The organism is Bradyrhizobium sp. ERR14, assembly GCF_014198235.1.
In the GTDB taxonomy this organism is placed as follows: Bacteria; Pseudomonadota; Alphaproteobacteria; order Rhizobiales; family Xanthobacteraceae; genus Bradyrhizobium.
In genome coordinates, this window is record NZ_JACIHD010000012.1 from 53,719 (window position 1) to 67,738 (window position 14,020).

Genomic DNA, 14,020 nt, shown 5'->3' on the forward strand with positions numbered 1-14,020 from the left:
GGCCAACCTCGGAAATGACCGCGTTCGGGACCAGGCTCTCCTGAACAATCCGCCTCACCCTGCCTGGGATCCAAGGACATCTTTTGTCCATAAGCTCTTACAGCTGGCGCAATCCCAACGGGCTCGTCTGGCGCCGGTCCCTTCAACGAGATCGCGAAGCTCAAGTCCCATGCGGCACGAGATGATGGAACCAAAATGGCGTTTGCGATGATCAGAAGAATATCAACGTAGATACCAACAGATTGAGCGCGTGTTCAGTTTGAGGCGTGTGCGTGATGCTTGTGGGGTTATGAACGTATGATAATCCCACGCCTGCATATATCCCCGGAGCAAGATGGGCGGTATATGTTCCGGTGATTGCCGTGGTATCACGATGCGCAAGCTGGCCTTTAGCCAGGGCAGCATCCACCGCAAATTTGCTCCAGCTCGTCTTGCTAGCAACGAGTGCAATCAGATCACTGGGCCGGCTATCAAAGGGCCCTTTCGCATAGAGACGAAGCTCGTAATATTGGCTGATCTTGTTGAGGACAGGCGGAGCTCCCATGATGGAGAAGCCGCCATAGATGCCGCGAGACGGCGTCCCACTCGCGTCAATCTGCCAGAGCTGCCTGTCCGCAGCGATGTAGTGAAAATTATTCCCGCTCTCCCTTTGTTGCTTGGGATCCGCCAAATTCGTGTAGCGGCTACTGTTCAAACCAGCGCCCGCCCGTAGCCACGTGTCGGGTACGCCTGCAGCAGCCTTGCTCTTGTAGCCGGCTTCGTCGACGAGAAGGATGCCCGCATTGGCCGTGCTCCAGTTCAAGCCGGTGGGATTCTCGGTTATGTGGGCATAGGCACCATCTGGACTGATTGAGCGCTGGACGGAGACCTTGTTGTAAAAGCGATCGTCAAAATTGTACTTCAAGTTAACCGCCGGCGTCGGCGCAGCATTGGTGCTCATCCCTGCCTGGAACAAGGCAGACATGTTCGATCCTGTAATCCCTCCAAATAATGTGCCGGTGAACTCATTTTGGTTTCTGAGGTAGCCAAGTTTGAGTTCTAGCGTCCTGTCGAAGAAAGTCTGGTAGTAGGCGAGCGTATTGATTCCCGCTCGATCTGGTCCCGGTCGATCCCACGTCCAGTATTGCTGCTCGGCTCCTACGACAATCTGTCCGTCGGCAATGCCAAACCGGCTGAGATCGTAGGTGACGATCATGAAGTTTGCCGACGCGAAGGTCGGGTTCTGGCCCATATAAAGCTGGTTTGCGATAGTGCTTCTGGCCGCATTCGGCAGCTGGTTGTTTACAAAGCTGTTGTGCGTCCAGCCGATGTAGCCGATGCCGACGTCTGCCAGCGCCGATCTAACGCCGTCATTGTCCTGATCAATCGTGTCGGCAGGGCCAGGTATGTTGAACCACAACCCTTTTTCACGCAGCTTGTCGTACCTTTCGAAGGGATCGATCGTCTTTTGCGGTCTCTTCTGGGCACCCCTGCCCGCATTGCCGCGCTTCTCAAAAGGCACTCCGGGACCTGCTGCTGGCGCCGGAGCAGGAGGGCGGATTGCCTGACGGATCAGGTCGATCCGGAGCCTTGCGGCCCGATCGGAGGTCTTTCCTCTTTTGCTGGCCTGATCCATAGAACTGGGATCAAGTCCGCCCGCGGTTTGTCCCAGTACGGAATTGCCGACCAGACAAGCCGCTAGCGAAAATGCGATAACAAGCGCAGATTGAGTTCCCCTGGGTCTGAAATTGAAAGAAAGCGCTGCCGTAGCCGAGTATGTCCGAGGCGAGGTCGTCGTAAGAAGGCAATCACGCATGGCGTACTTCGGGTCCATGTCTGCTGGCCATGAATAGGTTGAACTGCGCCTGATTGGCCCAGAGTGAGCTCCCGACGTTTTCGCGTCCGAGGGCGAGGGGGACGAGCCAGAACGCGATCCATCCGAAGAGGACCACTCAGGCTTGCTGAACCTCTCAGCCCCCAGCGCGATGATGATCTGGTCCGAAACTCTGCTGGTGCATAACGCCGGTGCGCCGAGAGCCAGAGAAGGGCACTGCCTCGGCAAATGCTCACGATGAGCGCGCGAGGGCATGCTTTCCTGGCCACAAACATTGCGAATGTCCGCCCTGCTCACTGTGGGTCAGGCGGGTCTGGCGGTGTCGCGCATCTGCATCGAAGGCGGCATTCTGGACGAAACGGCAGCTACCGGAAAGCAAGGCTCGCCATGCAAGAGGCTTGGATTCGCGAAGCGCTTTAGCGGTATCGTTGTCAGCGAAACACGAGACAATCGCCAGGCTTGAAGTTGCGCGCGCGGCAACCTCACCACAACATCCAACGTGACGGCCCAGGAGACCGGAGGAATCGGCCATCGAGCAGCTTTGGCGGGTATCGGCGAGCAGTTGCTGGCTGCCGTCAGCGCCGCAAAATCTGTCTTGCATCCGAATCCTTGACGTGCGCGGCTTTCGTTGGTCACGCTTGCCACGTGCCCGTCATCTCGAACAATCTGCCGGAATTGGTAGTTGACCAGCTGCAGTGTTTGCCTGTCCGATCGGCAATTGCTGCTCGGCCGATCAGCCGTTGCGCTTACGTGGCGAGTCCCAGAGGAAGTTGCTGGTCTCGGCAAGCCGTGAGGGGGGCTCGATCGAACACACTGCAGGAATGAGTGAACGGTGTGCATTCGTGCCGTGGGTAAGAAAATCTCCAGGGTTCTTCTGAATGGCGAAAAAATGCTGCGCCATCGCCGGCGAAGATGAATACCATTGCTCGCTGGTGACGCTATCATGGAGAACGCGCGCAAATTGTCGCGTTGCGTTCCTCAAGAAGTAGCGTTTCATAGGAGCAGGGCAGCCGATCGGGAAGCTCGGCAAGATTGATTATCGTCGACGCTCGCAGCTCCTGGAGCGCGTGAGCATCGCGGCCTATGGCGTCGACAAAACAAGCCTGCTAGATGGGATCTTAGGCGAGGGAAAATGGACTTGATCGATCAAGCGGCCGCTTCAGACTTGCGGCCGCTCTTGCGCGGGCCGTCAAGACGAATTCTCCCGGTTTTGGTGCTCCCGCTTGTCCTCGTCAGCTCGTGTGCTGCTGGCGTCTGGCTTTGGGCTAACTTTGAAGCGTTTGTCGAGACGCCGGAAGCCCGGGACGTCGCTTCAACGATGAGCCTCTCACTGGAGGACAGAGCAGCCTTGTTTGAGATAAACTGGGCACAGCGGAAAACTGGCGATGAGATCGCATTACTCAACAGCCGGATCAATGCCCAGCGGGACGACCTCAAAGGGATCCTCGATCAGATCACCATGCTGACTTCGCGGATCGATTCGCTGCAGAGTTTAACACCTGTCCCTTCTGCTGCTTCCGAGCCTCCTTCGGCGCCAGCCCGGGCGGTTTCGAGCGTCGTCAGGAAACGCTTCGGGCGGTCCAAACCACAGGCACCTGTTTCCGTCGGAGGCGCGCCAGTGATCGCCGGACCGAAGGCAGCCGAGCCTTGAGGTCTGAGACGCTGCAGGCGTGGTCGAGTCTCCAACTGTGCTCGATGAGGTCGACCGTAGCTTCGCAAAGCTGCACCGGTCGTCAAATACCCGAAGCTTGTGCGGGCGCCGTCGTCTCCAGCGGCATGTCACTGAGGCCGTCACTATCATCGAGAGCACTCCAGGGAAGGTGGGGCAGAGCACTTTCTGGATGATCGAGGCGTGGCCCTGAGCGGCTGAGCGCGCTGCGCCTCTCCTTGCGATCAGCTCCCTTTTTAATCAGCCCTCGCCAGTTCTGAGACTATACCTGGAGGCTCGTGTCATCACACCGCCGCTGCTTCTTCGAAATCTGCCTGTCCCGAGGCGCTTCTTCCGATCGCTGCCTCACAAAGATCTTAGAGCTTTGGGATCTGCTCACATGCGTGGCTTAGTTAATAGGGATGCGGTCGAGATAAGTGTCGAACGCGGCAGCAACGGCGCGAATGACAAACCGGTGTTCCTGCTTGACCCGAATGAATCCCTCTTCAATCTCCACTATCCCGTCCTTGGCAAGCATTCCCAGGCGCTCGGCCGAATCGAGAAGAGGAATCGGATCAAATCCGTGAGCAGAACAGATCGCTGGTACGTCGGCCTGCAAATCGCACATCAAACGCTCGATGATTGCGGCGCGGACGCGATCTTCGGCGGTGAGACAGTAGCCTTTTGAGGTTGCCAGACGGCCAGCCTGAATGTGTTGGTGATAGGAAGCGGTTGCGATCTCGTTCTGGACGTAACCGTCACGCAGACGGCCGATGGCTGACGGACCTAAGCCGATCACGGCTTTGCAGGTATCAGCCGAATAACCCAGGGAGCTGCGGCGCAGCCGACCAGCTTTCTGGGCCAGCGCGAGCTCGTCATTGGGCAGGGCGAAATGGTCGAGCCCGATCTGGCGGTAGCCGGCCGAGACCAGCGTATCTGCAATAGCCGCGGCCTGCTCAGCGCGGGCGACATTATCCGGCAGCGCCGTCTCATCGATCTGGCGCTGACGTTTCATATAGGAGGGGACGTGAGCATAGCCGAAAACCGCAAGCCGGTCTGGCCGCATGGCCAGAGCCGCCCGCGCGGAGTCCACGCAGGACCGCACCGTCTGATGCGGCAGTCCGAAGAGAAGGTCGAAATTGATGCGGCTTATGCCATGCTGGCGTAGACTTTCGACGACCGAAGCTGTGAGCTCCTCGCTCTGCACGCGGTTGACCGACCTTTGAACCACCGGATCGAAGCTTTGCACGCCGATGCTCGCGCGGTTGATCCCGGCCGCTTGTAACGTTTCGACCATCTCGGCCGTGACTCCACGTGGATCGATTTCTATGGCGATGCTAGCTGATTTGCTGAATGCAAAGCAGTGGCGCAGGAGTTCCATCAAGGCGAGAAAATCGCTCGGTGCAATGGTGGTCGGCGTCCCGCCGCCGAAATGCACGTCGCGCACCGGCAGAGCGCGCGGCACTTGCTCTGCGACCAAGCCTATCTCGTCCCGCACTGCCGCCAAATAATTGCGGACCGGTCGCTCGCCGCCAGTGAGGCTTGTAGGGAAGCCGCAATACCAACATATAGAGCGACAGAACGGAACGTGGATGTAGAGCGATACGGGCTCGTCGGGCGGCAGCCGCCTCAGCCATGTCTCACAAGTCTTGGCACCGACCATCGCGGAGAAATCCGGTACGGTTGGATAGATGGTGTACCAAGGCAGGCGAGCATCGCAATACTTGTTTAGAAGGGAGGTCTGCAAGGCTTAACTTTCCCATGCTAAAACAGCATGAAGCTGACCGATGGCCTCTCTTGTGTCTTTGCGTTATGTCAAACCCGGCTAGTGGTTTCTGAGATCTGGTCCCGTTTTCGATGTTACTGCCAACGCGGCTTAGGGGCAGAGCAGGGAGTGAGAGCCGCTCGTTGGCGATTATCTGGACGTTAAGGTATGAATTTTCTCGTGCGAGCACGGTTGAAGCGGCTAGACGGCACGACGAGCCGGCGCGAACGATCAATCGCTCATCCGAGGGCACGTCGGTTCGCATTCGCTGGTGGCCAGTTAGTTTTGCGACGAAAACAGAGACTTGTAGGTCTCACCATGAGCAGCTGAGCTTCTGGATCTTCAAACCGGTTTTTTCAAGCAAAGCCGATTGGTTGCTCACAGAGTTCGAAGGATGCCTCCGTCGGGCCGGCGTGACACGGAAGATAAGTTGCTTGCCAGATGGGAGCGCGAGGAGCGCAAGAGCACAACGTGACGCGACGTGCGATTCATATCGTTTTAGCGCAGCAGACGATAACAATTCCTAATCCCTAGTATCGAACGCATAAGCCTCAATTCCGCCACGCTGGTTGTCTCATTGCCACAAGCATCATCACGGATGTACTGATGATGTTGGGGCGACCCCAGCGCACTTTCAGCCCCCCGGCGAAGTGCGTCGGGGCGCCTTGGTTCGGCGGCGTCTCGTCGCTGTCTAATGCAGCTCACCAACTCACAACGGCTTAGGACGTCTTGCTGATGGCAAAGCGAACTCCGGCCGGATGCATCGGACGAGACACTATCTGCAATAGTTTCTACTCTTGTTCATCAACTGGGTTATTTTCATTTTACATCGGTTTTGGAGCTATCGATCCCTGCCAGATCCCGCATATCTATTCCATAGCCTTCATTGGCGTCGCAGCGATGCGATCGCAGCTCTCAGTTTCACATAGACCGCCTGGTCAGGCGTCGACCATCCCGTCACTATGTTCTCGGCTGCGAGCTGGAGCCGTCCATGCAGGAGCCGGCTCGGAGATCTTGCGCCTGTTCATTGCATGAAATTAACCTTCGCATCCTGGCATTTCAGTCCATTCACAATGGATCGAGGAAGTTTGTGGTTCGGTAGGCCAATCGAACCTGGGGCTCGTCTCGCACGAATGAGAGCTGAGCCTAGCCAGGCCTCAAGGAGATTGCCGCCAAACAGCTGGATCGGTCGAAAGTGGGCACTCCACCCAGCTTCTGTTGTACAACGCCGAAGGCATCGAACTCATCGGGGGCCGGTAAAAGGATGCGCGGCTGATTTCAAAGGCAGCACGCGGACATTTTGACGGCTTCGTGGCCCTAGAGGGCCGCGCAGGCCACAGACGAGATGGAGGAGCGCCTTATCCCGCTCGTGCGCCAGCAAACATTGACCCTCCCGCCAAATTGGAAGCGCGAACGGGATGTGACTAGGTACGGACCGCTCGGCTCATGGCGATCAGCTGGGATGCACGAGGTGATCCGCCCCATCGTCGCTCGACTCGACAGCTTTTCGTGGTCGCGTTGTCGGCTTTCAGAGTTAGGCAAGGCGCCGACCAGACTTAAGCTGCGGCCTCCGTCATGTTGCACCCCGATCTGACCGTGCTGGATCTCCTGCCGATCCCACGAAAATGGGAGTTGAGACTTTCAAGCAAGAACCAACTGGATGCCGGCAACGAGCATAACCGCCACGAGGATAAATTTGATGCCTGCCGGGTTCAGGTAGTTCAGGCTGACTACCGTTCCAGCGACTGCACCCGCCAGCGCGGAGATAGCGTAAAGAGCCAAATCCGGAGAGGGAAATTGGCCGCTGAAACGAGCTCCGACGAAGCCGACGGTGGAGTTGGCCAGAATAAAAGGTGGTGATAACGCGACGGTCTGCTTCGGTGATGCCCAATTCAGTGTGATGAGCGTCGGCGCGAGGAACACTCCGCCGCCCACGCCGGTCAGGCCGGAAATCAGGCCGAGGGCCGCGCCAATGCTCACGCTTGCCGTGAGCGGAGTTTCGCAAAGACGATCGGCAGCTCGTCTCCGCTGCATGATCATCATTGCGCTCGCCAGAAGAAGAACAAGCCCGGTCAGCGTCTTGTACATGTGGTCTTCGAGCACAATTCAGCCACCGGCAAGCGACGCTGGCACCGACGAAAAGAGAAGCGGGCGCAGGATTGCCCAGTCAACGACCTTGTTGCGGTTGAAGAGCCACGTAGAATAAGTCGCGACGACAATGTTGAGACCAAGCGCCGTCGGGCGCATCTCCGTCGATGACATACCCAAAAATGCCATTAGCGAGACGAATGCAGTGCCACCTGCCTGGCCAACGCTCGCATAGAGCAGTGAGATGATCGCGAAGAGCAGAGTAGCTATGCTTCACTACCTTGGCGACGATCTTCGCCGTCTTCCACCGAGCCCATCATGATTTCGTGCATCAGGTGCGATCTAACTGTGTTTCTGCTTGGGACGATCTAGGAGCTTCGCCGGAAGCGCTGGCCGGAGGTGCAGTCAGTTTAAGTTCCTTAACGAGTGCTGTGTTTGGACCGTCCCATCAATTGCCGAACTTGGTACTTGACTGGGCTGCAATAGGGCTGCGTTTGGGCCGTAAGGGGTGCGGCCCTCGAGGGGGCCGCCGAGGTGAGCTGCATTTCTTGCTGTAGCTCACCGCTTGCCGCGCCCAGCAATGGTGCTGTCGCCTTTCCTCCGGATGTCATAAATGCTTCGACGCTCCTACGTCGCGACCAACCGTGGGCGTTCGAAACCCGTTCTGCGACGTTTGATTTTGGTGAAATCAACAGATGGTATGACACTTGCTAGTCTGGCGGCGGGTCCTCTCCCTGCTGGAGAAGCGCATGCAAAGTGTCCTCCGCATCAAGCAGATCTCGCGGTTACGAGTATCTCTCGTTAGGCCTTTAAGGTGGCCCCTTTCTGCACGTTCGGCACGTTTGCGCCAAGCCTACCGGACGGATTCGATGAGACGCCGCACAATGATGCGAGGAGTACGGCTTCTGCCTCGACTGTTCCGTGTTGCTCATCGATCGCGTCCCCGGCGCCGTCGCACAGCGGAGAATCGGCGAACGGTTAGCGATGGCAATTCGAGAGATTGGGAAAAGACATGACTCTCCTGTTGTCTTCGTCTCTAAGCAGAGAATGGTTGCTGACAGGACGCTCGCCGAACCCCCGCGCCGCCAACCGCTCGAGCTTAGCTGTATCGCGCAGATCAGAGCCCTGGATCTTGTCGTGCTCGGCCTCGAGACAAACCAAAGCGTCGTTTCGTTTTCTCGCCATGCAAGCTCAACAAAGCCAAGCCTCTAGCGCTAGAGCTGTTTGGAAGCTTAGTCCAGGACAGCGGACCTTCTATCGGTGCCGGCATCATCAAACGGCACACCATTGGGTTCGTATCGGTGGCACAATCCTTCAACACGGATGATGGGCGATGATCTCCGATTTGGCGAGTGCGCTATCGGCGAACTGGACCGATCACTTCCGCTCAGCCTCGGAGGCAGGGATGATGGCGCTATCTCCGGTGTTTGATGCGATCATGCCCGCGCATTCGGCGGCAGGGCAACGAATACGGCGAATGGCGCCCGGCGCAGCGCGAGCGCTCAGACTGCACGAATAACTAAAACTCGAGTTCAGCTCATGGACTGGAATTTGGCTCCGCCTGAAACAAGCGCAATCGAACACGATTACGGCGAGCTCGATCGCCGTACTGAAGCGCCCATCATGGACCTCTTTAGCTTCACCGAATGCGCGAAACAGACTCATTCACTCAGAGCGCTATTCGAGCTTCTTGTAGGCTGTGCTACCAAGGAAGGCTTCAGCGAAGTCGCATACGGCGCTCTCAACTTCGTTGAGCCACTTCGGCTGGCGGAGTATCCACCCCCGACTGTGGCTGTGAAGTGGCCGCCAGACTGGTGCGACCGATACTTCAAGCGCCAGTACCATACTATCGATCCGGTGGTCCGGCGGACGCCGATGCTTTCGCGGCCGTTTTTGTGGGATCAGCTCGCCGACCACTATCAGCTTCAACCGGACGAACGACGCGTACTGGACGAGGCGAGAGAGGCGGGGCTGAAGCATGGCATGAGCGTGCCGTTGTTTGGCCCGTTGGGTCGGATATCTGTGGTGTCGTTTGCATCTGCGTTCGACGATGCTGATCCTCAGAATCGAATCGGTCATCTCAACGCGCTGGCCTGGCAGTTTCACACCGCCTATGGCGACATCGCTCGCCCCTGCGATAATGGTTGCGAAAGAAAAGTGGCATTATCGAAGCGAGAGATCAGTTGCATGCGATGGGTGGCAGAGGGGAAGTCGTCATGGGAAATTGGGAAGATACTGGGAATCAGCGACAATACAGTCAACTTTCATGTCAAGAATGCGACGCGCAAGTTGGGTGCGACCAGCCGAATTCAAGCAGTCGCTATCGCTATTCGCCTCCATGTTCTTTGAATTTTGAGAACGGGGCGCTAACAGCCAAATCGTCGGCTTCCAGCTTCTGGCATGTTGAGCTTGGCGCCTTCGGCGAGCTCGCAGATACGACGCTCCTTGGAGCAAGTCCGCTATCTCACGCTGCGTGAGGTTGTGGGACTTCTTAAGATCGATGAATTGTCGAACCGACTGACCTGTTCCCCCAGTGTGGTAAGCATCTCGGCCACACCACCACCCAGCCTGTGGATCCATTGCCCAGACGAGCTCGCACCTGGTGCTTCGGAACTGGATTGGTGGCCGGCAGGGGAGAGGAGCAGCTGAGGAAAGAACCCCGACCGGGGGTCGGGGTTCCGATTCACGCAACCGCGTGGAGGTCTCTATTTGGCAAAGGGCGAGCCAAACTTGTAATTGAGCCGTGCCGTAATGAGATCGACGTCCTGGTGGACGCGATCCGCGCCAAGCGCGGTTGGGAAGTTTATGTTGCTCCGCTGCATGAACAAATGGTTATACTCGACGCCAGCTGACCAGTTCGGCGTGAGGCTGAATTCGGCACCGGCCCCCAGCACGCCACCCCAACGCACATCATTGCTGTTGGCAAGCTCGGTGCCTGGAGCTACCGAGTTGAGGTGATAGGTGTTGCTGGTCACCGCAGCACCACCCTTTCCGTAAAGTAGGACGGCATTGAACGCGTAGCCGATATGCCCCGTGAGTAGACCGAATGCATCTGTCGTGGTGCCAACGGTGTTTGCCGGAAAGGCGGTGCTGACATTGGAGCCGCTGAAGTCGGCCCAATTGCCCTGACCTTCGATGCCGTAGACCATGTTGAAGATGTGCCAACGATAGCCAATCTGGCCGCCAATGGTCCCGCCAGTCGAATTATGGCAGCCCTCGGGAGTGACGCCATTGAAATCCCAGCAATTGTGGCTCGTTCCCCAGCCACCATTGACGCCGATATAGTAGCCGGACCAATCGATGATCGGGGCTGCGACCGGCAGCGCTCCCGCCTTGACCTTGACAGGTTGCTCAGCCAAGTCCGCGCCGAATGAGGGAGCGGCGGCACCGAGTGCGCCGATGCTTGCGGTCAGAATCAGAATCTTTTTCATTCGAGTGTCGTTTCCTTTCGGTGCCCCCCGGCGCCGTGCGTTTAACAATATGAACGCGAATTGCTGTAACTGCCGCACAACATGTCTTCGAAAGAAATGGGTCCAATCGCACGCTGCGTCAGATTGTGGAGCGCACAACTTGCCATGCACTGCCTCGACCGCAATGCTGGGGCCCGACACTGGTCCTTCGCGCAGATGCTCCTTTGAATACGATACGTTCGTGATGACCAGTGACGGGAGGCAATGCTGCGAGCTGTTTGGCTCCCTCTGTCGCTGACTAGCGACAAGGCCGCGCCAACACGTCCCGTGCATGCACGCAAGGCCGCTGATCGAGGACGCGTCTCCTGCGCTCAAGCTCATTCTTCCGGCAGGACGGTCGTGCTGCCGCTTGCAATCGTAGCGATGCGGCGATGATCGATCACAGGCCTGGATCGCTTCGCTCAGGACCTATCGCAAGTGTAGCACGATGTTCCTCAACCTCGACGTCGATCGACGAATGATCAAGAGCCGATGCGGCTGTGCTTGACGAGGCTCTTGCTTGAACTTTGCGCAAGCTCGTGCCGAGCCAAAGGTCAAGAGAGGAAACGGTATGGCTCGCTGGCGCCAGCGAATATTACTGCGACTGCCCCGTCTCGTCGCCGACTCCAGGTTCCAGTTGACTGGTCTGGGTCACCGGAAGAGCTGCATAGGCGTCAGTCGTCGCGAACGTGCTCGTCTTCGGCGGGGCTGAATATGAGTGGATTAAGGTCAGCTCCACCATGCTCTGCCCCCTTGTTTTCCCGCGGCATAGGCCCCCAAGAGCCTTAACAAGCCAACTCATGTGGCAGTAGAGCTTCAAGCGCCTTATTGCTCGGTCGACGGCGCCAGTTCAGCCCGCAAGCTGCGTATCGCCTCGTTAGCCAGATTCAAAGTATTCCGTTCACCCTTCCTTATCGAAGACTCAAGGAAAGTGCACAACCGGCTATGGAGGACCGTCTTGCGATTATGCGCCAGCAACGGATCCTTCTCAACAAAGCGCCAGGCTTTGTCAAATGCGACGCTCACGATAGCATCTTGCATCTCCACTTGGTCGGATAACAACTGATCCATCTCAACACTCCACGGCGTCCTGATACAAGGAAGTACCTTCGCAAAAGCAAACCGAGAGTCTGCGGCTTGTCCCAGCAAGTAAGACATCAGAGCCGCAGTACGCTCAGACATCGAGCTGCTCTCGATGCTTCAATGAATTTATAGATGTTTGTTGAAGTTACGATGACCGCAAATGTCGTATTGCCAGGCGCAATTCGAATAATTCTGAGGCGGTTGAAACCAGCTCGCATTGTTCGCGCGGCTCGTTGCCGAAGTGCTCTTGTTGCTCGGTATCCGTCGATAATTGGGGCTCTTCTTCCTGCAATCGGAAGATCGGCCCATGCCAATCACGACTAAAGCCGAACATCGATAAAAAATGGATCGTTCGGCTCCTTTCGCAGTCTCAAGCTAAGAAGCGTTTCTGGAAGCCTGTGGCGTTTTCCAGCCACTGCTTGTTTGCTTTCTGCCATGTGTCCGCCGGCACTTGTCCTTTGCTCGACCCTGCGCGGCGTCCAGCGTTCGAGCATGGTGGCGAACAGTTGTGATAGGGAAAAGCCAGCGGAACCGGCGCGCTTACGGGACGGTGAGCCCATAAACGCCAAGTCGTCGATCTCTGGTGCGTACGGCCATAGCACTCAGCCCAGCGATAAAGTTCGATAAGCGCACCAATAGCCGCAGAAAAAGCCAAAAATGAAATCTCAGTCCGCTGCTGCACGTGACAGAATTAGTTTCGCGATCTTCATTTGGTTGGCGGGTGTTCGAAGCTCTGCCGGTAATGCGGCCACGGCCTGATCGAGAAGGCGTCCCAGAACCTGAAGGTCTTCTGGGTAGTAAACGCCACGGTCTCGCGACAGTCGCGTCGTTTGCCGGTCGCCGGCGCGGCCCCAGGTTCTCGTATCGCCGAGCTGGCCGAGCTCCAGTTCCGCCACAATCATTTGGTTTGTCAGGGCGTTTAGCAGTCGGACCGCTTCGAGCTCGTTGCCTTCTTCGCATATGAGGGCGGCCACGATGTCGAGTTGCAAGTCGATGCGATCCTCGAGGTTCTCTGAGCGTGAATTGGAAGGGTCAAGTTCCACGGTGTTGCTCCAAAGTAATTGAATGCAGGCAGCAGGCTGAGTAGCGGTTGTGTCGTGCTTTTCCGTTCGCGAGACGGCAGACGCGGCGATAGAACGAATGGCTGCTGCACAAGGCAAGGCGCGCATGCACGTTCGCCGCAGGAAGAGGGTGGCAGGCATGTGCCGCGGAAGGACCGCAAAGCCGGAATCGACTATAGAACGCTGCTAACTGCGTTGTAGATGGCCCGTCGTTTGATTCGACCGTCGAGCCGGTCCAGCGCGTCGAACCGTGGCTGTGGCTCCAGCCAGCGGGGACACTGCTGATGACGGCAGGTCGAGAAGTGCGGCCCGAACTGCTGCCGGATTGCTTGCCGCCGGACATAGCGATCCGGACGCAACCGGAGGCCTCGCCAGGCAGAATGCAGTAAAGAGCGCTTGGCGCTGGACGAAGCTGTTGCTGAAGGCGCGCCGTCAACTGGTCCAGACCGGTCTCCTCATCATGCCAGAAGATTAATTCCCAGCCCATGCGAGGCAACCCAGAAATAACATGCGTCTGCGGTTTCTCTCTGCATTCGTTGACAGGCGATACCTGGCCCGGTGAGGGTGCGGATGGGCTCCTTGAAGGTGGGCGCGCTAGGAGACAAGACCGGCAGATCGCGCAACTCCACCCCTCGTTGCGATAGTGATGTAAGGATTGCTGAGAAGGGATAACGGCGCCGGGATATGGCCGAAGAGCGCCGGCGCATAGAATGAGATAGAGTGGCCTCAATCTGTAGGAAATGGGTGTGGAAGCCGCCCGCCGACGAAGACTGAGGACGCGAGCAGAGTGAGAATCCACGATCACAAGACGTACTGGGGTGGGCAGTAAGATCGCGAGGCTGGTCTCATCACACCGATCGACGTCAGTGCCTCGTCGTGGCCGGCGGATATGGGGCTTGCACTTAGCGTGGTCAGATAGCTGACCGCACTGCTTTGTTTCAACGCCACGAGAGCGTCGGATTGTAGGCGGCGCCCGCCTGGTCAGGGCAAAAAGTCCAGCCCGCACCGATGTAGAGGGCAGTTCGCCCGCCCCAATTCTATACAGCGCACGCATTTACCTTGGCCAAGCGGTGTGCGTGAGAGTCGATCTTCTTGGAGGGGCTTAGTATGATT

The 14,020-nt window shown here is 57.5% G+C and carries 8 protein-coding genes and 1 pseudogene; 3 read left to right on the top strand and 6 right to left on the bottom strand.

All coding sequences use genetic code 11. From position 1 onward, the window contains the following. Positions 1 to 211: 211 nt before the first annotated feature. Positions 212 to 1,615 carry a carbohydrate porin gene (locus tag GGD62_RS27630; protein ID WP_246800314.1) on the bottom strand — a complete coding sequence of 468 codons (1,404 nt, stop codon included), beginning with the start codon at positions 1,613 to 1,615 and terminating at the stop codon, positions 212 to 214. A 478-nt stretch (positions 1,616 to 2,093) separates the two neighbouring features. On the opposite strand from GGD62_RS27630, the gene GGD62_RS27635 reads away from it, so the two are divergent. Next, a complete protein-coding gene (locus tag GGD62_RS27635) occupies positions 2,094 to 2,276 on the top strand; it encodes a hypothetical protein (protein WP_183711259.1) in 183 nt (60 codons plus the stop codon). 669 nt (positions 2,277 to 2,945) lie between these two features. Beyond that, positions 2,946 to 3,464, top strand: a complete 519-nt coding sequence (locus tag GGD62_RS27640; RefSeq protein WP_183711261.1) for a hypothetical protein — start codon at positions 2,946 to 2,948, stop codon at positions 3,462 to 3,464. A gap of 406 nt (positions 3,465 to 3,870) precedes the next feature. On the opposite strand, the gene hemN is transcribed toward GGD62_RS27640, so the two are convergent. Together hemN and GGD62_RS41905 are read right to left on the bottom strand one after the other, a co-directional pair. Next, on the bottom strand, positions 3,871 to 5,208 hold the full coding sequence (gene hemN, locus GGD62_RS27645) for an oxygen-independent coproporphyrinogen III oxidase (RefSeq protein WP_183711263.1): 1,338 nt from the start codon (positions 5,206 to 5,208) through the stop codon (positions 3,871 to 3,873). A 1,659-nt stretch (positions 5,209 to 6,867) separates the two neighbouring features. Then, a pseudogene (locus GGD62_RS41905) lies at positions 6,868 to 7,584 on the bottom strand (sulfite exporter TauE/SafE family protein). Positions 7,585 to 8,937: 1,353 nt separating this feature from the next. Here GGD62_RS41905 and GGD62_RS27655 point away from each other — a divergent pair. Then, positions 8,938 to 9,663, top strand: a complete 726-nt coding sequence (locus GGD62_RS27655) for a LuxR family transcriptional regulator (RefSeq protein WP_183711367.1) — start codon at positions 8,938 to 8,940, stop codon at positions 9,661 to 9,663. A 356-nt stretch (positions 9,664 to 10,019) separates the two neighbouring features. Here GGD62_RS27655 and GGD62_RS27660 read toward each other — a convergent pair whose 3' ends face one another. The 3 genes from GGD62_RS27660 to GGD62_RS41000 form a co-directional block, all read right to left on the bottom strand. Further along, on the bottom strand, positions 10,020 to 10,745 hold the full coding sequence (locus tag GGD62_RS27660) for an outer membrane protein (RefSeq protein ID WP_183711265.1): 726 nt from the start codon (positions 10,743 to 10,745) through the stop codon (positions 10,020 to 10,022). Positions 10,746 to 11,588: 843 nt separating this feature from the next. Further along, positions 11,589 to 11,945: a hypothetical protein gene (locus GGD62_RS27665; protein WP_246800316.1), complete on the bottom strand. Its 357-nt coding sequence runs from the start codon at positions 11,943 to 11,945 to the stop codon at positions 11,589 to 11,591. A 566-nt stretch (positions 11,946 to 12,511) separates the two neighbouring features. Then, on the bottom strand, positions 12,512 to 13,015 hold the full coding sequence (locus GGD62_RS41000; RefSeq protein WP_246800317.1) for a NolY: 504 nt from the start codon (positions 13,013 to 13,015) through the stop codon (positions 12,512 to 12,514). Between the last annotated feature and the right edge of the window lie 1,005 nt (positions 13,016 to 14,020).